This is a genomic window from Methanovulcanius yangii (genome assembly GCF_018687785.1).
Taxonomy (GTDB): Archaea; Halobacteriota; Methanomicrobia; order Methanomicrobiales; family Methanomicrobiaceae; genus Methanovulcanius; species Methanovulcanius yangii.
In genome coordinates, this window is sequence record NZ_LTBL01000001.1 from 768,578 (window position 1) to 790,257 (window position 21,680).

Annotated in this window: 23 protein-coding genes; 4 read left to right on the forward strand and 19 right to left on the reverse strand. The window is 53.3% G+C overall.

Translation table 11 applies throughout. From position 1 onward, the window contains the following. Nucleotides 1-29: 29 nt before the first annotated feature. The 9 genes from AZH53_RS03925 to AZH53_RS03965 form a co-directional block, all read right to left on the reverse strand. Nucleotides 30-329 (reverse strand): hypothetical protein, encoded by a 300-nt coding sequence (locus AZH53_RS03925; protein WP_319642230.1) that lies wholly within the window; start codon nucleotides 327-329, stop codon nucleotides 30-32. 416 nt (nucleotides 330-745) lie between these two features. Beyond that, nucleotides 746-1,336, reverse strand: a complete 591-nt coding sequence (locus AZH53_RS03930; RefSeq protein ID WP_319642231.1) for a YIP1 family protein — start codon at nucleotides 1,334-1,336, stop codon at nucleotides 746-748. A gap of 371 nt (nucleotides 1,337-1,707) precedes the next feature. Then, nucleotides 1,708-2,061 (reverse strand): hypothetical protein, encoded by a 354-nt coding sequence (locus AZH53_RS03935; RefSeq protein WP_319642232.1) that lies wholly within the window; start codon nucleotides 2,059-2,061, stop codon nucleotides 1,708-1,710. A gap of 240 nt (nucleotides 2,062-2,301) precedes the next feature. Next, nucleotides 2,302-3,030 carry a hypothetical protein gene (locus tag AZH53_RS03940; RefSeq protein ID WP_319642233.1) on the reverse strand — a complete coding sequence of 243 codons (729 nt, stop codon included), beginning with the start codon at nucleotides 3,028-3,030 and terminating at the stop codon, nucleotides 2,302-2,304. Beyond that, entirely contained in the window at nucleotides 3,027-3,203 is a 177-nt protein-coding gene (locus AZH53_RS03945; RefSeq protein ID WP_319642234.1) for a hypothetical protein, read from the reverse strand. Before AZH53_RS03945 ends, AZH53_RS03940 begins: the two co-directional genes overlap by 4 nt. 127 nt (nucleotides 3,204-3,330) lie before the next feature. Continuing rightward, nucleotides 3,331-3,789 (reverse strand): hypothetical protein, encoded by a 459-nt coding sequence (locus AZH53_RS03950; RefSeq protein ID WP_319642235.1) that lies wholly within the window; start codon nucleotides 3,787-3,789, stop codon nucleotides 3,331-3,333. Nucleotides 3,790-4,433: 644 nt separating this feature from the next. Next, nucleotides 4,434-5,021: a hypothetical protein gene (locus AZH53_RS03955; RefSeq protein WP_319642236.1), complete on the reverse strand. Its 588-nt coding sequence runs from the start codon at nucleotides 5,019-5,021 to the stop codon at nucleotides 4,434-4,436. A 263-nt stretch (nucleotides 5,022-5,284) separates the two neighbouring features. Then, nucleotides 5,285-5,722 (reverse strand): hypothetical protein, encoded by a 438-nt coding sequence (locus tag AZH53_RS03960; RefSeq protein WP_319642237.1) that lies wholly within the window; start codon nucleotides 5,720-5,722, stop codon nucleotides 5,285-5,287. Between the two features lie 146 nt (nucleotides 5,723-5,868). Further along, nucleotides 5,869-6,570, reverse strand: a complete 702-nt coding sequence (locus AZH53_RS03965) for a hypothetical protein (protein WP_319642238.1) — start codon at nucleotides 6,568-6,570, stop codon at nucleotides 5,869-5,871. Between the two features lie 491 nt (nucleotides 6,571-7,061). Here AZH53_RS03965 and AZH53_RS03970 point away from each other — a divergent pair, with 491 nt between their 5' ends. Beyond that, on the forward strand, nucleotides 7,062-7,844 hold the full coding sequence (locus AZH53_RS03970) for a winged helix-turn-helix transcriptional regulator (RefSeq protein ID WP_319642239.1): 783 nt from the start codon (nucleotides 7,062-7,064) through the stop codon (nucleotides 7,842-7,844). 728 nt (nucleotides 7,845-8,572) lie between these two features. Here AZH53_RS03970 and AZH53_RS03975 read toward each other — a convergent pair. The 3 genes from AZH53_RS03975 to AZH53_RS03985 all read right to left on the reverse strand — a co-directional run bounded on the left by AZH53_RS03975 (nucleotide 8,573) and on the right by AZH53_RS03985 (nucleotide 10,735). Next, nucleotides 8,573-9,058 carry a hypothetical protein gene (locus tag AZH53_RS03975; RefSeq protein WP_319642240.1) on the reverse strand — a complete coding sequence of 162 codons (486 nt, stop codon included), beginning with the start codon at nucleotides 9,056-9,058 and terminating at the stop codon, nucleotides 8,573-8,575. After that, nucleotides 9,046-10,008, reverse strand: coding sequence for a hypothetical protein (locus tag AZH53_RS03980; RefSeq protein WP_319642241.1), 963 nt, complete (start codon nucleotides 10,006-10,008; stop codon nucleotides 9,046-9,048). The genes AZH53_RS03975 and AZH53_RS03980 overlap by 13 nt, the downstream gene beginning before the upstream one ends. A gap of 409 nt (nucleotides 10,009-10,417) precedes the next feature. Beyond that, on the reverse strand, nucleotides 10,418-10,735 hold the full coding sequence (locus tag AZH53_RS03985; RefSeq protein ID WP_319642242.1) for a hypothetical protein: 318 nt from the start codon (nucleotides 10,733-10,735) through the stop codon (nucleotides 10,418-10,420). A gap of 59 nt (nucleotides 10,736-10,794) precedes the next feature. Between AZH53_RS03985 and AZH53_RS03990 the strand changes: the two genes are divergently transcribed. Both AZH53_RS03990 and AZH53_RS03995 read left to right on the forward strand, forming a co-directional pair. Next, a complete protein-coding gene (locus AZH53_RS03990) occupies nucleotides 10,795-11,094 on the forward strand; it encodes a hypothetical protein (RefSeq protein ID WP_319642243.1) in 300 nt (99 codons plus the stop codon). After that, nucleotides 11,087-11,284 carry a hypothetical protein gene (locus AZH53_RS03995; protein WP_319642244.1) on the forward strand — a complete coding sequence of 66 codons (198 nt, stop codon included), beginning with the start codon at nucleotides 11,087-11,089 and terminating at the stop codon, nucleotides 11,282-11,284. Before AZH53_RS03990 ends, AZH53_RS03995 begins: the two co-directional genes overlap by 8 nt. Nucleotides 11,285-11,650: 366 nt before the next feature. Here the strand turns inward: AZH53_RS03995 and AZH53_RS04000 are convergent, their stop codons facing one another. The 4 genes from AZH53_RS04000 to AZH53_RS04015 are packed head-to-tail and all read right to left on the reverse strand — an operon-like array spanning nucleotide 11,651 to nucleotide 13,675. Continuing rightward, entirely contained in the window at nucleotides 11,651-13,018 is a 1,368-nt protein-coding gene (locus tag AZH53_RS04000; RefSeq protein ID WP_319642245.1) for a carboxypeptidase-like regulatory domain-containing protein, read from the reverse strand. A 47-nt stretch (nucleotides 13,019-13,065) separates the two neighbouring features. Further along, the gene (locus AZH53_RS04005) at nucleotides 13,066-13,275 is read right to left on the reverse strand and encodes a hypothetical protein (protein ID WP_319642246.1); all 210 of its coding nucleotides are present in this window, start codon (nucleotides 13,273-13,275) and stop codon (nucleotides 13,066-13,068) included. Beyond that, on the reverse strand, nucleotides 13,272-13,529 hold the full coding sequence (locus AZH53_RS04010) for a hypothetical protein (RefSeq protein ID WP_319642247.1): 258 nt from the start codon (nucleotides 13,527-13,529) through the stop codon (nucleotides 13,272-13,274). The genes AZH53_RS04005 and AZH53_RS04010 overlap by 4 nt, the downstream gene beginning before the upstream one ends. Continuing rightward, entirely contained in the window at nucleotides 13,529-13,675 is a 147-nt protein-coding gene (locus AZH53_RS04015; protein WP_319642248.1) for a hypothetical protein, read from the reverse strand. The genes AZH53_RS04010 and AZH53_RS04015 overlap by 1 nt, the downstream gene beginning before the upstream one ends. A gap of 150 nt (nucleotides 13,676-13,825) precedes the next feature. On the opposite strand from AZH53_RS04015, the gene AZH53_RS04020 reads away from it, so the two are divergent. Beyond that, entirely contained in the window at nucleotides 13,826-15,610 is a 1,785-nt protein-coding gene (locus AZH53_RS04020; RefSeq protein ID WP_319642249.1) for a HEAT repeat domain-containing protein, read from the forward strand. Nucleotides 15,611-15,699: 89 nt separating this feature from the next. On the opposite strand, the gene AZH53_RS04025 is transcribed toward AZH53_RS04020, so the two are convergent. The 3 genes from AZH53_RS04025 to polX form a co-directional block, all read right to left on the reverse strand. Beyond that, nucleotides 15,700-18,096 (reverse strand): Lon protease family protein, encoded by a 2,397-nt coding sequence (locus AZH53_RS04025; RefSeq protein ID WP_319642250.1) that lies wholly within the window; start codon nucleotides 18,094-18,096, stop codon nucleotides 15,700-15,702. A gap of 223 nt (nucleotides 18,097-18,319) precedes the next feature. After that, nucleotides 18,320-19,627, reverse strand: a complete 1,308-nt coding sequence (locus AZH53_RS04030; protein WP_319642251.1) for an APC family permease — start codon at nucleotides 19,625-19,627, stop codon at nucleotides 18,320-18,322. A gap of 128 nt (nucleotides 19,628-19,755) precedes the next feature. Continuing rightward, nucleotides 19,756-21,489, reverse strand: a complete 1,734-nt coding sequence (polX, locus tag AZH53_RS04035; protein ID WP_319642252.1) for a DNA polymerase/3'-5' exonuclease PolX — start codon at nucleotides 21,487-21,489, stop codon at nucleotides 19,756-19,758. Nucleotides 21,490-21,680 lie beyond the last annotated feature (191 nt).

The window sequence follows — 21,680 nt, forward strand, 5'->3', positions numbered from 1 at the left end:
TGTGCAATATTATCAGTATGCCTCAACGTCTATTTTGGAATATATTTTTGAAAGATGTAAAACAGTCCAGCAAATAACCCAACAAATACAATTATTGTTTCAATTGCCGCAAGCCCTTGAAAGAGGTTAACTAACGCTGTTGCCAAGTCAGATATTTGAGCAATATTTTCAGAATTTTCTAAACCAACAATTTGGTTCATGATCGAGGAAAAGGAGATGAATATTGATCCCAATAGACCAAGGATTACTAAACCAACTATATTCCCGATTCTCTCATTTATGATAAAATTCAAAAAATCGCTAAGCCATTCCAATAGTTCCTCAATCATACGGAATGAACACATGTTTTTGAATTCTTTTTCCTAGACTTAAATTTTTACAACAGCTCTAAATATTCACTTCCGCCCCCCACATCCCAAACCCCTATTCATACCCACCCCAACCCTTCTCTCATGCGACCCGACAGGGCCGGGGCATAACCGGCAGGTCCCGCACGCGAGCTTCAGTTACAGTCAGACACCATCCTGAACAAGAAAAAAACGATCAGGAATTCTTTTCGAGAGACACGTCGGGCGGACCTGCCGAACGACAGCGGACAAATCAGCCAGGGGGCCACCGGAGATGAGAGGCCGGTGCCCCCTGTGTCCGTGCCGGTGCCCCGCACTCCAGGCCCTCCGCGATCGCGTACTCAGGACGTTTTTTCTCATTACGTCCATTCTTATTGAATCTCTCGCTTCCGGACTGCCTATGGAAATAACGATTCCAATGACCATCCTTGACTGAAGATCCATCCGCGTAATAGTATCATTAGAACGATACTTGTTGCAAGAGACACAAATGCGGCCCGGTCTTTTGATTTTTCATGAAATATCCGTATACCCCAATACGTCATCAAACCAAAGCAGATGAGTAGTAACAGACTTGCGAAAAGGTTCTGAACAATTACAATCACCCAGAAAAACAGGACGACGGGCGACAAAGCATAGACCGCAGATTTGATTGTTTTTTCAAATCCCTGTTCTACGTCGACAAAAAGCAGAAAAAAATGCTCAATAAGACTGATTCCCAGGAGTGAAATTACCCCGCTTATCAAACCCTGTACCAGACCGATGAATGTGCCCAGCACAATTAGCCCAACAGGATACAATCCACTAATTCCTGATTCGTTTCCCATATCCGCACCCTGAAGAAAGGATATCAGCGTAAAACAGATTGATACAGCGATCACTATCGCAAAAAAGAATGTGAGAGCCGCCCGCAGTGGTTTTTCATTAAGCTCCTGAAAAATCCTCAGGGGATGGGAAAAACCAGTTTTTAACTGTCCACCAATCGTCATTTTGCCATCCTAAATAATCACGGAAAGGCTCCACACCCAACTCCTCCTACACTCACCCAATCTGAGGTTTGCGAGTTTCCGTTGGTCACTCCGGTATTAGTACAACGCTTGAGGCTCAACCATTCCTGATCTGTTCGGTGAATCCCGTGCGACACCTTTTCGATGCTACGTGCATGACTTTTAACTCCGGTTTATTAACCGTTTATGGTCCAATCGTTTACGCATCATGCAACTGTTTCCGCAAAAGATGATCTGTGGAATGGCAGTATTCTCAATTCAGACCTGCATGGCCAAATAGTTACAAATTGAAATAATCGTTCTTAATATTTCACTAAAAAAGAAAAAAACGACTGAACAACCAATGAAATCAGTCAGTCTCCCTTAAATTTTGAACAACGTGAAAAAACAACAGGTATGTCTTCAATATCGGCCAGTTTTCCATTTTTGTTCCAGACAGAATAAATCCTGTCCATGGTAGATTCATTCACTTCAGTATCTTTATTCCACCATATCTCAATGTGTCCTTTATAAGATAGCCCATAACCAACAAGAGGGCCGCCTTTCAGGCTCATATACTCTGAAAGTTCAGGATTTGACATGTTAATGACATCCAGCATAACTCCGGTATCATAGTCTTCCTGCGAAAAATTTCCATAGCTCTTGAGAAAAACGGCCGGATCACGGACATCACTGTCTTCACCTTCTAAACCGGGGGTATCTATCATACTGCAGATAACAGCATATGAGAATACGCCAAAAATGATGATTGTCAGGACGATAAATCCTGTCGTTTTATATTGTTCATTCATATCTTAGCTCTTAACGTGTCAATGGGGTAATACCGAGATCATATAATTACTCCGGTAGATTAACCGTTTATGGCCCAATCGTTTACACATCCATTAGGCACATCCAAAGGAGACTATTTCAATCACTGATCAATCCATTCAGGCAAGCAATATTCATCACTGATACTCCACAACTTCAACCTTTTCAAGGTCAGAGATGGTGAAGACAATGCTACAGGGAGAATCATTCTGTGGGACAGCAACCGGTACTGATTTTTCCGATGAATGTGCCCCTGATACCGTTACGGATTCATATTCCGTATAATTACAGAGAACGATGTCATAATACGGCTCATCCGTATGAAATACCACTCTTTTCAGCGGAGTAAGTACACCTGTATCCAGAGCAAAAAGATTTCCATAACCGGCATCGTAGCTCAGGTCTCCCCACTGCGGATCAACTTCAATGACGAGTCCTGCCTCCTCGCCAATCAGTTCCCGGCAGGGTATCTGCTCGATTTCCGTAAGCAGACTGAGCGGATGGGTCCCCGCAGGTTGTATGCTGCTGATTTTTGATGAGTACCAGGTAATTGCCCCTGTCGGATTGACTTCAACATGATACCATCGATATATGCCCCCATCGTCTCCGTGGAACTCAAGAATCAGTGATTCGACCGATCCGTCCTGCGCAGCTCTTATCCTCAATAGGCTGAGGATTGCAGTAGAATTGTCAACACCGGTCTGGTCTGTGACAATACTCCACAATTTCGATAAAGGAAGGCCATAGATGTCTGGCGGGAGAAAGAGGTCATCAGAATCATCGTCATGCATGAGCACAAACATGGACCCGGCACCAACAAGGAATGATACGCATATCACCAGGATGCTGACCATTTTCTGTTTCATGATTCCCCCTTACATCTAAAGTTGTCCGGGCCTGCAAATCCAACAGACTGAACAGGGACTCCACGAGCATCAATAGAAAAACCATAGGCAACTATTTCAGCACCATCAGGCACTTCAGGATCAGTCAATGCAAATGGCATATGAGCTCTGGTCTTTTGGAATTTGTCTGTCACGCACCCTCTCATATCTACCAGATCGTTCTGAGTGATTGGATTTGACAAATCCGTAATGCCATAGTCCGACAGTGTTTCATTGTTTTCCGCAGTATTTTTGGTACTGGTGCACCCTACAATCATTTCTTCATAATGTAGACGTATTCAATCCCGACGAAACCTCAGATACGGTTTTCACAACTTTATCCGTATTTACATCAACCAGAAAATCAACCGTCGTCATCTCGTAACGAATCCTGAGTGCCGGAAAACATCCAGGATAAGGGTCATCCTTCGGCCCCGGAGGGCAGGAGATAAACACCCCAATGATCTCTCCACCATTTTTAAGAATACTCGCTACACGTCCATCCTTTAGTGCGATATTATAAATGGTCTGTTCATCCGTGCCAATCTCATCCAAATATGATTTTGTGTCACTGGATACATACAACCCTTCTTCCGACACATGAGTATCGTTCAATGATACATTTTTGTTGGAAGGAATTTGTGCAGAAATGTTCGTTTGGGCATTAGTATCCTGCATATTAATACAGCATGCACCGAAAGATATCACAATTACGAAAATAAAAAGAATATATTTAGCCATTATCCCTTCCTTACAGCAGAACAATCAATTTGCTGTTCGTAGTCGCACTTCCGAAGGATCAGATATAACATCAACTCCGCCAACACGGTTTTGCCTCCGGGCACGCGTGGGGTTCAACCATTCCTAATCTGTTCGGTGAGCCCCGTGCAACACCTTTTCGATGCTACGTGCATGACTTTTGATTTCGGTTTATTAACCGTTTATGGCCCAATCGTTTACGCATTATACAACGTGTAAATGATAGGACCATTAAGGATATATTCAACTTCCAAATTTTCCATTGATACCATGAAGACTATGAGAATTGCTGCCGTGACACTTGTTGCTGCGGCGCTGGTTATATCGGCAGCCGCTGCACAGGAGACAAACTGAATAATGGATCTATCGTAACCCCTGCAGGGGATACGGATGGAAAGGAGGATTTCTACCTCTCAGGACATATTGTACGATTACCCTGGGCGACACTGACCGGTATTCAACGTGCGTTTCAGCCCAGACAGATGACCTGATAAAAAATGGCAATACCTTATTCCATTTCCTTCATTCATCTGAACGGCGTGCAATTCCATGCACATCGTCTTTCACTTCACAGCATTTTTTTCAGGCCCAATAGATCCAAAAATCAGAATGATTTGATTGCGGAATCATTCTGATTTTGAGAAGATTGAAAAGACCGCCCAGAATACCGTAGATGCTATCGCCACCTCGATGTACAAGCCGAGAGTCACACCGATAATGAAGATCAGATCATACCCCGCCTGCCCTACGATGCCGAGTGCTGTTGCAACTTCATCGAAGATATGCCCCAGCCCGGGAAGATATTCCACGAAAAGGGGTGGCGGAGCACCTTCCCATAATTCAGGATTTATGAGCAGTCCAGCCAGAAACGGGATCTGGAAGATCGACCCGGTTAAGATTGCAAGAGTTTTCATTCTTCCGGAAATTGCCGGGGTGAAGAATAGCCGGGTGAAGCAGATGTAGGGCATGACTACGGCCATGGCCGATATGGTCACAAGTAAGGCAAGGATTGTGTATGTCAACAACGGATCCGGTGGCGGAGCATGGGAAAACTTCGTCACCCCAATTCTCATAAGTATTGCAAGAGATGTGAGGAGTACGTAAACGGGAATGCGGCTCTTTTCTCTGAGCAATGCGAACAGTTTATCGAGAATAAACGGATATGCCAGTATGAATATGAGTGCAGCAATCAATCCAAAAACTATATTTGACATTTTTTACCACCTCAGAAGAAATTTTGAATGGTTTCAGGGATGTGGTGTATCACATCGATTGGCACATCAGATTTTTACTTCGGTTTATTAACCGTTTATGGCCCGATCGTTTACGCATCATTCAACTGTTTCCGCAAAAGATGATCTGTGGAATGGTAGTATTCTCAATTCAGACCTGCATGGCCAAATAGTTGCAAATTGAAATAATCGTTCGTAAAATATCACTAAAAAAGAAAAAACGACTGAACAAACAATTAAATCAGTCAGTCTCCCTTAAATTTTGAACAATGTGAAAAAACAACAGGTATGTCTTCTATACCGGCTATTTTCCCATTTTTGTTCCAGACAGAATAAATCCGGTCCATGGTAGATTCATTTATTTCCGTATCTTCATCCCAGCAGATCTCAATATAACCTTGATACGATAAGCCATAGGCAACAAGAGGGCCACCTTGCAGGCCCATATACTCTGAAAGTTCAGGATTTGACATGTTAATGACGTCTAACATAACTCCGGTATCATAGTATTCCTGCGAAAAATTTCCATAACTCTTGAGAAAAACGGCCGGATCACGGACATCACCGTCTTCACCTTCTAAACCGGAGGAGTCTGTCATACTGCAGATAACAGCATATGAAAATACGCCAAAAATGATGATTGTCAGGACGATTAATCCTGTCTTTTTAAATTGTTCATTCATATATTAGCTCTTAACGTGTCAATGGGGTAATACCGAGATCATATATCTGGATCTTTCTTTTTGAAATAACTCCCACAACCAATTATTCCTAATGCAATACCGACAGTTATCGATGGGATGAAGAAAACAGGGGACTGATGATATCATCATCCATCCAATGGAACCCAGTTCCCATCCAGATATTGTGTGATGTGAGCATTTACCGGAATCTCTCCGCGGATTTCAGGCGGAATACGCTCAAGAATGGTTACTCGAAATATATCCCCCAGAATGGAATGGTTGAGTCCCTCTGATACCGTTAATTTAAGGTCAACGACAATATCCGTTGCATTTGCATTCAGTGGTACGAGATCTTCCGGGAGGAAGATTATCGATACATATTCTGATCTGTTCTCTGTTCCGGAGTTCCACTCCTTTGACTCATCTGAGTTCTCACGAATGAGCGGATAAAGAGATTCATCACGGATATCGGTCACCGTTAGTTCCCCAGGATCAAATTTTTTAAAGAAATCTGCGTCAATATCGGTAAGATCCCCCCCAATTGACTGGAATGCCAGCATTTTGCCATGAGGGGTGACCACAATTACCGATTTCCAGTTGCCAAACTGTTGGTTTTGAAGTTCTTCTTCTGAAAATACCAGACTTCCATCTCTCATAGGCATTGGCACAATAATATCTGTTATTAATCCGCCCTGATACTGGGATAGGCCCTCCGTTGAGATTTTATACTCATAAAATCCCGGGTTTGAGTTTATCCAGGAAGCTCCGAACAGGGGTAACAGGACCATAAATGCCGCGATAATCACAATCACCACAAAAATGATTTTGGTTATATTTTTTGATTCCATCGTGTCTCCAATCCTATGTACGATTACTATCGGGTAACATAATCCACAAGACCAATGTTATACTTTGCACCAGTGGGGTTCAACCATTCCTAATCTGTTCGGTGAGCCCCGTGCAACACCTTTTCGATGCTACGTGCATGACTTTTGACTTCGGTTTATTAGCCGTTTATGGTCCAATCGTTTACGCATCATTCAACGTGTAAATGATTGGACCATAAAAAGGATATATCCCAATTCCAAATTCTCCTGCGATAGCATGAAGACTTTCAGAATTGCAATCATGACACTAATCTTTGCGGTACTGGTTATATCGCAGCCGCTGCGCAGGGGAGACAACCAGGACTGAACAAAATAATGTATATATCATAACCCCTGCAGGTGATACAAAATAGACCCGGAGGACTTGTTCCTCTCAGTACTGAGGATCATACCTTTACCTGGAATTAAGGTGAAACACAATCGTAATCTTCCATGAAAATGAGATGACAGTGATGGCAGGAAGACGGCCACTCACCCTCATATGCATCCTTATCCTCTTCGTTGTATACCTCATTGGTCCGGCAACGGCAGAACCCGGAGGGTATGTCGTCCAGCCAGCCCCTGACACAGACCCCAATGAAGAGAGACACGAATTTACCCCCATATCCTTTTGGGATCTATCTCCCCGTGCAATGCTAATTGGTATTGCACTCTCTATTTCTCCCGCACTGATATTCCCGGTTGAACTTTTGTTTGCAGTGAAATTATGGATTTATCTGGGATATCGAAAGGTTGCGAAATACAACGTGCTCAATAACACTGTTCGTTCAGAAATGTTTGAATGCATCTGCAATAACCCGGGAATTACATTTTCTGCCCTTGCCCGTAAATGCAACATCGGGAAGGGAACGCAACAATATCACCTCAAATTGTTAATGAGGGAACATAAAATAGTCTCAGTTAAGAAAAAGGGTCAAACCGGATTTTTTGAGAATGATGACAAATATGAAGAAATTCATCGGACCATACTGATGCAGCTCAGGAGCGATACGGTGCGCCAGATCTATGAAATCCTGATCCGTCATCCCACCATATCACGCAAAGAGCTCGCCCGGTACCTTGGCATATCCGGATCTGCCGTTACTTGGCAAATGGAACGGCTCTGTGCTGACGGCACCGTCTTCGCCACGAAATCCGGGAAATACACCTGTTACCTGCTCAATCCAGAAGTAAAAGAAATTCTTAGGGATTACCTGCCTGACAATCCTGTTGCACATGTGACCGATCTGGCATAATAAGGGATCAGATCCGCTCGGATACGACAAAACCGAATCAACAGATTCCTGCAGGATCATGATAAGCGCACTACAACGTCCTTCCTCTCAATACCTCTTTTTGTTTTTGATCCTCGAGCTGATCAAGAGCATCTTTCGCAATGGATCTGGCCTCCACTCTTTTTTCAATTAAAGTATCTTTTCCAGCTGATCCTGCTTGGAAACCTAGTAGAGTGCCAACAAGTGTACCAGTTATCCCTGTGAAGAGACTTACTATTGTCCGCGCCCGTGCCCCGCACTCCAGGCCCTCGGCGATCGCGTACTCAGGACATTTTTACTCACTACGTCCATTTTTATTGAATCTCTCGCTTCCGGACTGCCTATAGAAATAATGATTCCAATGACCTACAATAACAATCCATGACTGAATAACCATCCGCGGAATAGTATCATTAGAACAATAATTGTTGCAAGAGACACAAATGCGGCCCGGTCTTTTGATTTTTCATGAAATATCCGTATGCCCCAATACGTCATCAAACCAAAGCACATGATTAATAACAGACTGCCTGAATGTGCACAAGGGAAAACAATTGTGTCCGTTTTACGGAAGAGAGAGAAGAAAGCACTGTAGCATCAGAGATTGTACATCGAAGGATATCTACAGATACCGGCTCACATTTACCGAAATCACCAACAGACAATGTATGAACTGGTCATGTCAATAAATGAAAGGATTTTAGATCAACTCACAGATTATGATATGTACATATCGAGCGATTCGTAAGATTCATCCTCATATCGACTGGGACACTGGGCGGATATCGGGGTGGGTATTCCCATGAGCGCTGAACAATTTGTTTCGAATCATTGATGAAGACGGAATACATGCCGTCATATGTGCCATATGGACGAGAAGTGCCTTTAAATAACCAAAATCGCACTTTAATGAGTTCTTCAGGCTCATTTAATCCCGATTGCAGATGTGAAACGTAAATCTCAGTCTCGAACGAGTGGTTACGAATTGCATTGGCGACTTCTTCATCACGGAGGGCGATCCGGACCAGTTCAATCTCTGACTCGTTTCCTCGGCAGTCAAGATCATTCATCCAGTAATTACCATCATCATGTCCGGTACCGGTTTCCTGCACGCATCCACACGACAAAACCAAAGAAATGAGGAGGATGGTCAGGAGACCGTCCAAAACCCTGATGACAGCCTTTACAAAATCCATGAATCGATCCGATATGCCTGCGACCACCAAGGGATGTACATATCAACCATCACCGGATAGGAATTCTCACTTTTATGGGTAACCTCTGGCAGGTTATTGTTCCACCATACGGATGTCTGATCGCCAAACAGGTACGAGTCCCAGAAATATGCATTAGAGACAGGTGTGTAGCTGCTACTGTCGGCCGCGAAATACTCATGATTCTCATCAGGATTTCCTTTTGCAAAAGGTACGTGACCGGTGCGAATTACCTGACCATTCCATGAAAGCAGATATGGATATCCTTCGGGATATAGAACATTACTGACATAAACTTCAAAGTTGAAATCCTGATTTCCATTGGTAAAATTGGCATGTGGCTCGAATTGTTCATCTTCCGGCAGTGTGCTATCAACAGTGTATACAACAAACTCATTCGGATCTCCGCCAAATATCTCAGAAAACTTTGCTACTCCGACTTCTATCCAGCAAGGATCCCCTCCGACAGGTTGCCCCAAGTGGCTTGTCAGATATTGATGATTTGTGCCTGATGAAGAGACCTCCATATCTCCGGGGTGCACGATGCCGTTGATACCACGGTAATTATACTCATCTATCCACATGCGCCCATCTTTTTGAGCCCAGCTGCGAACTTCTGTTTCTTCCTCTTCCGATTCTTTAGCTCGCTTGTAAATACTTTTCACTCTCTCCGTATCATCTTCTGACCAGCCTGCTAGATAGGTCACACGGGGGGAATTGTGAATTGCATCTGCAATTGCTTTTTCTGTGTCCTGATTTGAACGACACTCCTGAATCAGTGACGGGGATCTCTCGAGTTGCGTAGCTTCATCGACAACATCTCCTGAGATCCAAGTAGGCTCATCCGCACTCACCGCCGACACCATCACCACACTCACCAGCAGCAACGCCAAGAGCACAGAAAGTGCCCGCATTTCATTTTTTTGTTTCATACATTTTCCTCCGTTTTTCATATCCCCAGTGGTAAAACAGCAAAACTTCCAAGTAATGGTAAGGCCAACACAGTTTTGCCTCCGGGCACGCATGGGGGTTCAACCATTCCTAATCTGTTCGGTGAGCCCCGTGCAACACCTTTTTGATACTACGTGCATGACTTTGACGTAGGTTTATTAACCGTTTATGGCCCAATCGTTTACGCATCATACAACCTCCGGTATCGGCCGTGAAGAACTATTTCAAATTTCACCTTTCCTTCACTTCCGCCCCCCACATCCCAAACCCCTATTCATACCCACCCCAACCCTTCTCTCATGCGACCCGGCAGGGCCGGGGCATAATCGGCAGGTCCCGCACGCGAGAGCCAGTTACAGTCAGACACCATCCTGAACGAGAAAAAAGCGATCAGGAATTCTTTTCGAGAGACGCGTCGGGCGGGACCTGCCGAACGACAGCGGACGACATCAGCCATGGGGCCACCGGAGATGAGAGGCCGGTGCCCTCCAATGTCCGTTCCCGTGCCCCGCACTCAAGGCCCTCCTCCGCGATCGCGTACCACAACGGGAACGACCGACATACAACCGATTGTATCACCGAACGAACCCCAATCACCGGCACATAACCAACCATCGCAGGCGTAAGCGGAGCGCCTGCGAACCCACCATCACACATCCAGAGGAATACCAATGCAAAAAAGAGAACCAAGAGAACCGATTTCATCATCACCACCTCGATTTATCAGAGAAACAGCAATCGTCTACCATCACGAGAATGCAGGCCCAGTGCCGACCGCACCACCGGCCTCCCTCTTTCCCCGCTTCCCCGGATCATCGCCGGGACCGTCCGGTGAAGCGGCACCGCCGCCGATATCGGCGCCGCCCTCCGAACATCCTCCGGCCACCACCTCCACCGCATCCGACCAGCCGCCCGCCCCCGGCCGGGTCTGGTGGTACGTCCTCTATGAGGAACTCGCCCGACGGGATGCCGTCATCGACGCCCTCGCGGAGCGGGTCGAATGCCTCGAATGCGAGTGCTACCGCCGGCAGGTGCCGCCCTTCGAGAGGAGGCGGTACTATGAGTGAACAGGCACCGGCAACACCAGAGGGCGAGGACGCCGGGGACTACCCGCTCTACCTCATCCCACAGGTCCTCTCCCGCGAGATCCACGCCCGCGGCGGGACAATCTCGGCGATCGAGATCCGGAGGGCCGGGCGGCACAACTACCGGATCACCATTTCCAATGCAGGTGGTGGAGGGGCCAGTACCCGATAGCCCCTGAACCCCACCAAATGAGGATTTTTTACCCCCCATTCTTTCCAAAAAGAAGCTCAAATCAGCCGTATTTTCAGAGATTTCCAACTCATAAAAAAATACGCGAAATTCTCGAATATTACCAAAATCCAACGGTTTTCCAAAGACTATATCTGCCCGCTACAGCCCAACGATTCGCCGAGGTGCCAGAGCCCCACTCCACCCGAGATCCGCCCGTATTTCGCGTCTGTATCGATCGCATCTCCGGCCGTTTTCACCAAAAATAGAGGATATTTAAGCTTTTCTTATGAAAGAACGACCGATTCCATGTCCATGTGGATGCGAAGAGCCGTCATGCATCCATGCCCTCTGATAAAATGGAAGAGCTCACAGCCCTCCCCTCCCTCTCCCCGAAGACCCGCCGCGGCCCCGGAGCACCCGCAGCCCTCCGACGATCACGACGGCGAGCACGACAATTCCGAGCACGACAAGCCCGGCAGTGACCACGTTGAATTCCGGTTCGAGCGTGATGGTGACGATCTTCGAACCATCTCCGGGCTCGACATCGAGGACCGCAGAGGCATTTTTATATTCCTCCTTGCGTGCGTCGAAGGTATAGCCCGAACCCGGCTCCAATTCGACATTCACCTCGCCTGCCGCATCGGTCGTCCCGATCACTTCACCGTCCAGCGTGACCGTCGCCCCCTCCACCACGGTGTGATCCTTCTCCTCGACGATGACCGTCACCCCGGTCTTGATGATCGGCAGGGTGGCGTAGATGGTCGCGGTGTCGCCGATGGTGCGGGCCTCCTCCCACTCCTCGTAGTAATCCTTCGAGATCGTGAACGTATATGTCCCTTCGATCATTGCCGGGTCGCGATATTCACCGTCCGCGTCGGTCGTTCCGATCCTGTCCCCGTCGATGTATACCGTTGCTCCGGACAGGGGGTTGCCATGGCCGTCGGTCACCGTGATCGTGAGATAGGATGTCGCCTCCGCAAGTTCGATGAGCTGATACACTGCCGACCCGTCGAGCGTCATGCTCGTCGAGTACGTCTCGTATCCGTAACAGACGACCTTGACCTGGTGAGTGCCGCTGCCGCTGATCCGGGTGAAGAGGAGCCCGCCGCTCCCCGTAAGGCCCTTTGAATCGCCATCAATGATCACCTCTGCGCCATCGATGGCGAGATGCGTATCGGCATCGCGGACCTTGAATGCAACCCGGTCCTCGTTCACCAGCCAGATAAAGACGGTTTCATCACCATCGGCTATCTCCACGTCCATGGACGAGGCCGCGTAGTCGTCGTCCAGCACCTCGATGGAATAGTCCGTCTCTTCGGTCACGACGAAGGTGACAGCCCCGCTGCTGTCGGTGTCATCCTCATCCGTGTCACCATATTCACTCTCGATTGCCACCTCGGCGCCGTGTATCGGCAGCAGGGTATCGGCATCGTAGACATAGATGACCAGGTCGTACTCCTCGATGCTCGACTCGAGCACGACGGTAACCGAGTCCTCATCCTCATCGATGTCGTCTTTCCAGGTATCGTAGTCCGATTTTACCACCTTGAGTTCAAAGGTGTCGTCCAGCGAATGGTCGAATTCGTATTCACCGTACTCGTCCGTTGCTCCCTCATAGTCACCATCGATGTAAATGTAGGCGTTCTCTATCGCATCGCCGTCCTCGTCCTCAACCGTGATATCCAGTGTCGTTGCCTGCACGGTGCAGACCAGCAGCAACAGCACGCACACCATGGTCAAACACCGACGCAGGTTCATAAGATGAAATTTCATTCCTGTTCTCACTCCTCCGGGGCCTCACCCTCGGGAAACCCGCCGGGGCCTCCCTGCCTCGCCGGCATATTCTCCATAATAAAGGCAATGACCATCTCCATATCGCCCTCCCCGAGTGCCGCCTCGGCATCGGTGGTATCGACACCGTGCGCCGCGATCATCTCGAGCATTACCCGCGCCTGCTCGCTGTCCATCTCCGGGAGGTCGCCGGGCATCATTCCTCCGTCACCCGCGGGCGGGGTGAAGTTTCCCTCCATGTCGGGGGCATCTCCCCCGGCGTGAAGTTCCCGCCACCCCGTGGCACTCCTTCATCCACCGGCGGCGTTTCACCGGAGGAGGTCGTTCCGGCACTCGTCGTCAGTTCGCTTCCCGTGTCGGTTCCGGTGATATACGGCACCATCAATGCCACTGCGATGATGACGGCGATCGCACCCGCAACCAGGGCAATGATATATGCTTTGTTCCTTTCCATTAAGAATTCATCTCCAGCAAAAGGTGGTCCATAATTAGGGAGTCCCGGCCGACGACTGCCTCCGGGAACCGGTTGACAGGCATGGTCCTGTTGTGCCAGAATCCCTGTTCATCCGGTTCGCACAGGACGGAATGAATGTAGATCATGTCCCGGATGAAATGAACCAACCACACAGTTCCATGATGAAACCGGGGACGTGCCGGAAGTCCCATAGTCAGGATACATTTACCGACGCCTCGGCCCGGCGGCCTCAAAAGCCCTGCAAGTATATATCAAATGAACCCGGTTTTTTATGTATGGCACCTCTGGGCTTTCTCGGCCGCCCCAATATCGCAAAAATGGCGAGGTGCCATGATCTCGAAGGCCTTATCCGGGCGCTGGAATACCCGAACGACCCCGCCATACGCAGCGCCGCCGCCGCGGCGCTGGGGGAGACCGGCGATTCCCGTGCCGTCCACCCGTTGATTCGCGCCCTGAACGACGACGAGGAGGAGGTACGCTTCGCCGCCTTCAAGGCGATCCGGATCGTCGGCCGACCGGCGGTTGAACCCCTCATGGCCGAGCTTCGGGACGACGACTCCCCCCATCACGACAACGTTGCAAAGGAACTGGTAATGATCGGGGAGGGGGCTGTCGAACCCCTGGTGGCGGCACTCGCAGACGAGAACGAACGCGTCGTAACCGCGGCGGCCGTCGCCCTCGCAGAGATCCGGGGACCGGCGATTCCTCCCCTCATCACCGAACTGCAGAACGGGGAGAGCTCCGTCCGCGACATCGCCGCCGCCGTGCTGGCATACATCGGCACCCCGGCGGTGCGGCGGCTGGTCATCGCCCTCATGGACAATGATCCGGGCACCCGCCGCCGCATCGCGGGCGTCCTGAAAGAGATCGGCCCCGCCGCCCTGCCGGACCTGACCACATTCCTGCTCGCAGGCGACCTTCGGCAGCGGCACGGGGCCGCCGAAGCGCTCGGGTATATCGCGGACCCTGCAACCGTAGAGCCGCTGATCCACGCCCTCGACGACATGAACCCCGATGTCCGGCACGCCGCCGCCGAAGCGCTCGTCGCGATCGGGGAGCCCGCCGTCCTCCCCCTCACGAACGCCATGAAGACCGCGGCCCCCGGCATCCGGGACAGTGCCGCAGACGTCCTCGAACAGATCGGCGCACCCGCCGTCCCTCCACTCATCGCCGCGATGGAAGAGGAGGGAAGCAGCATCCGCAGCCGTGCCGCCGATATACTCGGATGCTGCGGCGACCCCGCTGCCGCCCTGCCCCTCACAAATGTCCTCGGCGACCCCGACGAGAACGTCCGCCAGGCCGCGGCCGAGGCCCTGGGAAAGATCGGGGACCTCCGTGCCGTGGGCCCCCTCACTACCCTCCTCGATGACCCGGACGGAAACGTCCGCATGCGGACCATTGAAGCGCTCATCCGGATCGGTGACGACCGGGCGACAGCCCCCCTCCTTGCGGCACTCCAGAACGAGACGACGGAAATACGCAGCAACAGCAGGTATGTCCTCGGGACGATCAGCCGCGTCCCCAAGGGCGACCCCCTGATGAGCGCACTTCTGGAGGAACTCAGGGACGACGAACCCGTCTCCGCCACGGCCTTCTTCTCCCCGGCGATCACCGGGACCCGCACCACCTTCCAGCGGCGGTACACCGATGCACAGGAACGTGTATACGAACTCTTCCGGGCGCCGAATCCTGAGAAGGCACGGGCCTTCCTGAAGACGAAGAGCATCCCCCATCCCAACTATTACCTCATCGTCGAGACACCGGACGGCACCTGGGGCCTCGACAGGGACGGCCTCTTCCTCGAACACCTCGAGCCGTGGCAGGTCTGCTGCACCCCCAATCCCGACTGCGACGGAACGATCGTCTCATGGAACCCCGTCCGGCTGGAAATGGCGGCCCGCGGCCTCGCCGACAACTTTGTCTGCGACGTCCGGTGCGGACGGTGCGGACGGGTCTGGACCGACGGCATCCGCTACCAGAATATCACGGCAGTTCGCTGCCCCGCCTGCACCGCGGTCAACCGGGTCGACAGCACAAGCGCCGTCTGCTACCATCTCTGACGGCCCGATGACCATCCGCGAGGAGTGAGATGCCACCGCATCCCGCTCTCTCGTGCCATTCCTCACAATAAAAAATAGAATGGGGCCTCTCACGCCCCGCCCTTGAACTCCTTCATCGTCTCCGCCATCTCACGGAGCCTTTTATCAACGAGGAAGTTCACCGTTCCCTCCTCGAACGTCCCGTCGGGCCCCCGCTTCCCGGCCGGAACACCGGTGAGGACCTCGATGCCCTCGTCGATCGTCGCGACCGGGTAGATGGTGAACTTTCCTTCCTTTCCGGCCTCGATGATCTCGTCTTTGAGCATCAGGTTCTGGACGTTGCTCGCAGGAATCATCGCTCCCTGCCTGCCGGTGAGCCCCTTCGCCTTGCAGACCTCATAGTACCCCTCGAGCTTCTCGTTGACGCCGCCTATCGCCTGCACCTCGCCCTTCTGGTTCACGGAGCCCGTGACCGCGATCGCCTGGTTGATGGGCAGGCCGGAGAGGGCCGAAAGGATCGAGTAGAGTTCGGTGCTCGAGGCGCTGTCGCCGTCGACGCCGCCGTAGCTCTGCTCGAAGACGAGACGGGCCGAGAGCGAGAGCGGCTTGTCCTGCGCATATGCCGCGTTCATGTAGCCCGATAAAATGAGGACGCCCTTCGTGTGCGTCGGGCCGCCCATCGCGGCCTCGCGTTCGATGTCGATGATCCCGCCCCGTCCGGTCCCTATCGAGGCGGTCACCCGTGACGGGCGGCCGAAGGCGATATCGCCAAGCCCCATCACGGAGAGCCCGTTCACCTGTCCGACCGTCTCGCCCTCGGTGTCGATGAGGAAGATCCCCTTCGTGATGTACTCCTGCACCTTCTCCTGGATGAGGTTCGAGCGGTAGATCTTCTCCTCGACGGCCTTCATGATGTGGCGGTCACTCGTATACTCCTCCCCGTCCACGCCCGCGTAGTAGCTCGCCTCCCGGATGATATCGGCCACCCGTGAGAACCGGGTGGTGAGCTTGTTCTGGTCGTCCGCGAGGCGCGAGCCGTACTCAATCACCCGTGCCACCCCCGACGGGTCGAGATGGCGCAGGTCGTTCTCCTCGCAGAGCCCGCAGATGAAGGAGGCGTAGTTGCGCACATTCTCCTCCGTCCTGTCCATCACGGTGTCGAAGTCGGCCCGGACCTTGAAGAACTCCGAAAAGTCCGGGTCGCCGTTCATGAGGATCTGGTAAATCTCGGGAGTGCCGATGAGGACCACCTTCACCCCGAGCGGAATCGGCTCGGGCTTGATGCCCTTCGTGGAGATGAAGCCCATCCGCTCGCCCGGCTCCTCGACGACGACCTCGTCCGTTTTCAAGGCCGTCTTCAGGCCGTCCCACGAGAACTGGTTACGGAAGAGATCCTCGACGAGCATCACAAGAAAGCCGCCGTTCGCCTTGTGAATCGACCCCGGCCGGATCATCGTGAAGTCGGTCGCGACGACCCCGTACTGGACCTCCTTTTCGATCTTGCCGAATAGGTTCTGGTAGGAGGGATTCTGCTCGAAGACGACCGGTGCGCCGCCGTTTTCCGTGTTGTCCACGATCACGTTCACCTCGTACTTGCGCAGCGCAAGCTCCCTGAAGAAGGGGTTTGCAAACTGCGGCGGAAGCTGCTGCTGGGCCGCCTCGGGCATAAACTGGATCAGGTTTTCCACGATATCCTTCTGGACGGCGTCGATGTACGGGTGGATCTCGTCGATGCCCTCGTACTTGTCCTTCAGCGCCGCCACCCGGTGGCCGATCGCGGTGAGGGCGACGTCCCGGTTCAGCGTCTCGACGGTCTCCCCGCCCTTCTGGTCGAGCTCCCGCAGCTGGCGGAAGGTGGTGCGAAGCTCCCCCATCAGCTCCTCCTTTGCCTTCTGGAAGGCCGCCTGCACCTCCGGCGGCAGCGCCGCGAACTCCTCCGGCTGGTACGGCTCGCCGGTCTCCTTTAATGGGAGCGAGAGAAGCCCCTGCGGCCCTGCCTGTATGACGAAGCCCTTCTGCGCCGCCACCTCGTTGACGTGCTCGATCAGCTTCCCCTTCTCCTCCTCGACCCCCTGGATGGCGGCATTGCGGCGGTCGACGTAGTCCTCGCTCTCGAAGACCTTCGGGATGAAGCGTTTCGCCTCCTCGATGAAGGCCGCCATATCGTCCCTGAACTCCTTTCCCATCCCCGGCGGCAGACGGATGGCATTTGGCTCGTAGGGATTTTCAAAGTTGTTTACGTAGATCCAGTCATTGGCCTGCGGCCGGGTCTTCGCAAGCTCAGCGAGGAACTTTTTGACCGCGGTCTTTCGCCCCGTCCCGTAGATGCCGGAGACGTAGATGTTGAACCCCTTCTCCCCGATGTTCAGGCCGAGGGTGAGCGCCGCAAGGGCACGCTTCTGCCCGACGATCTCCTCGAGCGGTTTGAGGTCGCGGGTGCTCGTGCAGTCGACAAGCGTCGCGTCGAACCGGTGCCGGTACTGTTCCGGCGGCAGTGGTGTGATCATGTTTCCTCCAACTCCGTTATGCGTGGAATGGTTGCGATACCATAAGAGTCTTATGCGGCAGGATGGGAGGAAGTGCCCCTGAGGAGTGCCACCGGCGGGTGATAGTTCCCGGAAACGACCGGTCATCTCCGTGGCACGGCGATACATGGGTCGGTATGGGCATCGCCATGGATAAGAGGATGTTCAGAGGAAAAGAAGAAAAAATGCCCCTCTCGCGCCCTGATCATTGCGAATGTTCGGGAAGCGTCTGTGTATGCAGCTCGAAGGCGAACACGCCGATCGCAAGCCAGACGATGCCGAAGAGCATCGCATATTTGCTGAGGAAGATGAGAAGCAGGCTGCAGGAGACGATCCCAAGAAGCGGGGTCAGCGGATACAGGGGGACAGAAAATCCTCGTTCGATGCCCGGTTCATCCCACCGGAGCTTGATGAGACTCAGGTTGATGAAGAAGAACGTGGTCAGGGTGCCGAAATTGAATATCTGCGCAAGCGTGTCGAGGTCCCCCCGTGCCGCCAGGATGATCAGCGCCGCCACGATGCCGACCAGAAGGACGGCATAGAGCGGCACGCCCTTCTTCGAGATGACCGAGAGCTTCCCGGGCAAAATCCCCTGCCGGGACATCGCAAACAATGCCCGAGACCCCCCGAAGATGCTGGATATGACAACGGAGGCGGTGGCGAAGAGGGCTGCTATAGAGACGTACTTCAGGATAATGGGATTCGATGTCGCCTGCATGAGCGCCGTTTCGAGCGGTGCGGTGGAGGTCGCAAGGAGATTCCAGTCAAGAAGGCCGACCGCAACGATGGAGACCGCGATGTAGATGGCGGTGCTCACCAGAAACGCGATCATGAGCGCCCGCGGGACGTTCCGTTCCGGGTCCTTCACCTCTTCAGCGATGACCGTCACCGTGTTGAACCCGACGAAGGCGAAGAATATCACCGCCGCACCGTGGATGGTCCCCGACATCCCGTACGGGAAGAAGGGCTGGTACGTTCCGGTCGGGCCGTTGGTGAGGATGAAGCTCCCCCCGATGACGACGAAGAGGGCGAGCGCAAGGATCTTCAGGAGGACGAGGATGCCGTTTGCGCCTGCAGCCTCCCGCATGCCGTAGAGGTTCATGAGGGCAAGGACGACCGGGAGCAGGCATCCGACGACGATGAGCGCCACCTGGGTGGATGAAAGGCCGAAGAAGTACAGGAAGTACCCGGCAAACCCGATGGAGACGGCACTCGCGCCTATGATATAGTCCGCCGACTGCATCCAGCCCACCACAAACCCCCAGAACTTCCCAAACGCCCGGTGCGTGAAGATGAAGGACCCGCCCGATTCGGTGATGAAGGAGGAGAGTTCCGCGGCGCTGAGCGCCGTGAAGAGGGCAACGAACCCCGCGATTACAAATGAGAGAATGACCGACGGCCCGGCGATGCCGGAAGCAACTCCCACCAGCACGAATATCCCCGCACCGATGATGGCGCCGATACTGACGGCCGCGGCGGGCCATACCCCGAGGGTGCGTTTCAGTTCGGTCATGGATAGGAGTCTGATTCCCTCGGAAGGAGAAGAGTCTTTGCCCACTTCTCCGGCACTGACGAACCTCCATATTTTCATCCGGCGAAAGAAGGGAACGCCATTTCTTCCGCGGCAGTGACGTTCTCCTCCTACTTCTCCAAAAATGCCCGAAGCTCCTTCAGCGGCCGGGTATTGACGACATCCCCGGCTTCCAGCCACCCCCTTCGTGCGACGGCGACGCCCAAGGCCATGAACCGGAGGTGGTCGCGATTGTGGGCGTCGGTCCCGATGGCCATTGTCACCCCCGCATCACGGGCCCGGCGGCAGTGGACGTCGGAGAGGTCGAGCCGGGTGGGAAAGGCGTTGATCTCCATCATCACGTGCGCCGCGGCCGCTGCTGAGAAGACCGCGTCCATGTCGAACCGGTAGGCGGGCCGTCGCTGGATAAGGCGGCCGGTGGGGTGGCCGATGATGTCCACGTGGTCGTGGGAGACGGCCGCAAGGAGGCGCTCGGTCATCTCCGCCCCCGTCTGCCGGAACCCCGAGTGGACGCTTGCGACGACGACGTCGAGGTCGCGGAGGATCTTCTTGGGGACGTCAGGGAGTCCGTCCTTGTCGATGTTCGCCTCGATGCCGTGGAGGACGGTGATCCCCTTCCCGGCAAGGTCGCGGTTCACCTGTTCGATCTCTTTTGCCTGCTCGAGTATTTCACCGGGCGAAATCCCATGGGCGACGGGGAGGCCCGCCGAGTGGTCGCAGACGGCGATGTACTCCCAGCCGCAGGCGAGGGCCGCCTCCGCCATCTCGCGGATGGTGTTCGCCCCGTCGCTCCAGGTGGTGTGGACGTGCAGGCCCCCCCGGATGTCCCCGTACCCGATGAGGTCGGGAAGCGTCCCTTCGCGGGCCGCCGCGATCTCGCCCCGGTCCTCGCGGAGCTCCGGCGGGATATACGCCATATCCAGCGCCCCGTAGATATCCTCCTCCCGCTCCCGGGCGATGACCGTCTCGCCCTCGCGGGCGAAGAGGCCGTATTCGCTCAGCTTCCACCCCCGGCCGATCGCGATCTGACGCAGGGCGATGTTGTGGGACTTCGAGCCGGTGAAGTACTGGAGCGCCGCCCCGAACTGCTCCGCTGTGACCACCCGCATGTCCACGTGGAGATTGTCGCCCACGACGATCGTGCTCTTGGTGGGGCCCGTCATCACGACCCGTGTCGCCTGGGGGAGTGAACAGAAGAATGCGGAAACCGTCCCGGGGTCGTCAGTTGCGACGAGGACGTCCACGTCGCCTATCGTCTCCTTCCGGCGGCGGATGGAGCCTGCAAGGCAGGCCCGGATGACCGCCGGGTGCCCGGCAAGCGCCGCCTCGATGGCCTCCGCATCGGGGAGGATATAGCCGAGGAGGAAACGCGAGCCCCGTTCCCGGTACACCTGTATGGCCGCAAGGAGATTCTCTTCAGACGTTTCGCCGAAGCCCGCAAGTCCGCGGATTTTGCCCGCCTTCGCCGCCGCTTCGAGATCGTCGACGTCGTCCACGCCGAGCTTCTTGTGCAGGAGGAGGGCCTTCTTCGGCCCAATGCCCTCGATCTCGAGGAGCTCCACCATCCCCGCCGGGAGTTCCTTGCGCAGGTCCGCGAGATACGGGAGCTCGCCCTCCTCGATGAGCGTTACAATCTTCGCCGCGATGTTCTCCCCGACGCCGGGGATCTCCTCGAGGTCGCCGCGGGCATAGACGTCACCCACGTCCTCGCCCAGCGACTCGATGCTCTGCGCCGCCCGCTGGTAGGCACGGGGCTTGAATTTGACGCCTTGGAACTCGAGGAGCTCGGCTATTTCATAGAGGACGGCGGCGATGTCGGCGTTGGTGAGGGAGGTGGGGGGCATTTCGTATGTGTACTCCTTTTATATCGGGGTTCTGACCATCCATCCTGCCAAAAGGAGTGCGTGAGTGAATTGGCTCCCGATTGTTCTATATCCAAGAGGAGGAAGTCGGAGTATTTATGATCTGGGTATCAGGGCATGGCCCCATTAGTAGGCGACAAAAAAATCAGCCCAATATATATATTAGTTTCTGA

Bases quoted from the DNA above. Each gene is read 5' to 3' on its own strand.
- AZH53_RS03995 (WP_319642244.1), top strand. From the start codon at position 11,087: ATGAGTGAACAGGCACCGGCAACACCAGAGGGCGAGGACGCCGGGGAC.
- AZH53_RS04000 (WP_319642245.1), bottom strand. From the start codon at position 13,018: ATGGTGTGCGTGCTGTTGCTGCTGGTCTGCACCGTGCAGGCAACGACA.
- AZH53_RS03930 (WP_319642231.1), bottom strand. From the start codon at position 1,336: ATGACGATTGGTGGACAGTTAAAAACTGGTTTTTCCCATCCCCTGAGG.
- AZH53_RS04030 (WP_319642251.1), bottom strand. From the start codon at position 19,627: ATGACCGAACTGAAACGCACCCTCGGGGTATGGCCCGCCGCGGCCGTC.
- AZH53_RS04005 (WP_319642246.1), bottom strand. From the start codon at position 13,275: ATGATGCCCGGCGACCTCCCGGAGATGGACAGCGAGCAGGCGCGGGTA.
- AZH53_RS03985 (WP_319642242.1), bottom strand. From the start codon at position 10,735: ATGATGAAATCGGTTCTCTTGGTTCTCTTTTTTGCATTGGTATTCCTC.
- AZH53_RS04025 (WP_319642250.1), bottom strand. From the start codon at position 18,096: ATGATCACACCACTGCCGCCGGAACAGTACCGGCACCGGTTCGACGCG.
- AZH53_RS03940 (WP_319642233.1), bottom strand. From the start codon at position 3,030: ATGAAACAGAAAATGGTCAGCATCCTGGTGATATGCGTATCATTCCTT.
- AZH53_RS04010 (WP_319642247.1), bottom strand. From the start codon at position 13,529: ATGGAAAGGAACAAAGCATATATCATTGCCCTGGTTGCGGGTGCGATC.
- AZH53_RS03960 (WP_319642237.1), bottom strand. From the start codon at position 5,722: ATGAATGAACAATTTAAAAAGACAGGATTAATCGTCCTGACAATCATC.
- AZH53_RS03965 (WP_319642238.1), bottom strand. From the start codon at position 6,570: ATGGAATCAAAAAATATAACCAAAATCATTTTTGTGGTGATTGTGATT.
- polX (WP_319642252.1), bottom strand. From the start codon at position 21,489: ATGCCCCCCACCTCCCTCACCAACGCCGACATCGCCGCCGTCCTCTAT.
- AZH53_RS03970 (WP_319642239.1), top strand. From the start codon at position 7,062: ATGGCAGGAAGACGGCCACTCACCCTCATATGCATCCTTATCCTCTTC.
- AZH53_RS03950 (WP_319642235.1), bottom strand. From the start codon at position 3,789: ATGGCTAAATATATTCTTTTTATTTTCGTAATTGTGATATCTTTCGGT.
- AZH53_RS04020 (WP_319642249.1), top strand. From the start codon at position 13,826: ATGGCACCTCTGGGCTTTCTCGGCCGCCCCAATATCGCAAAAATGGCG.
- AZH53_RS03975 (WP_319642240.1), bottom strand. From the start codon at position 9,058: ATGGATTTTGTAAAGGCTGTCATCAGGGTTTTGGACGGTCTCCTGACC.
- AZH53_RS03935 (WP_319642232.1), bottom strand. From the start codon at position 2,061: ATGATAGATACCCCCGGTTTAGAAGGTGAAGACAGTGATGTCCGTGAT.
- AZH53_RS03955 (WP_319642236.1), bottom strand. From the start codon at position 5,021: ATGTCAAATATAGTTTTTGGATTGATTGCTGCACTCATATTCATACTG.
- AZH53_RS03980 (WP_319642241.1), bottom strand. From the start codon at position 10,008: ATGAAACAAAAAAATGAAATGCGGGCACTTTCTGTGCTCTTGGCGTTG.
- AZH53_RS04015 (WP_319642248.1), bottom strand. From the start codon at position 13,675: ATGATCTACATTCATTCCGTCCTGTGCGAACCGGATGAACAGGGATTC.
- AZH53_RS03925 (WP_319642230.1), bottom strand. From the start codon at position 329: ATGATTGAGGAACTATTGGAATGGCTTAGCGATTTTTTGAATTTTATC.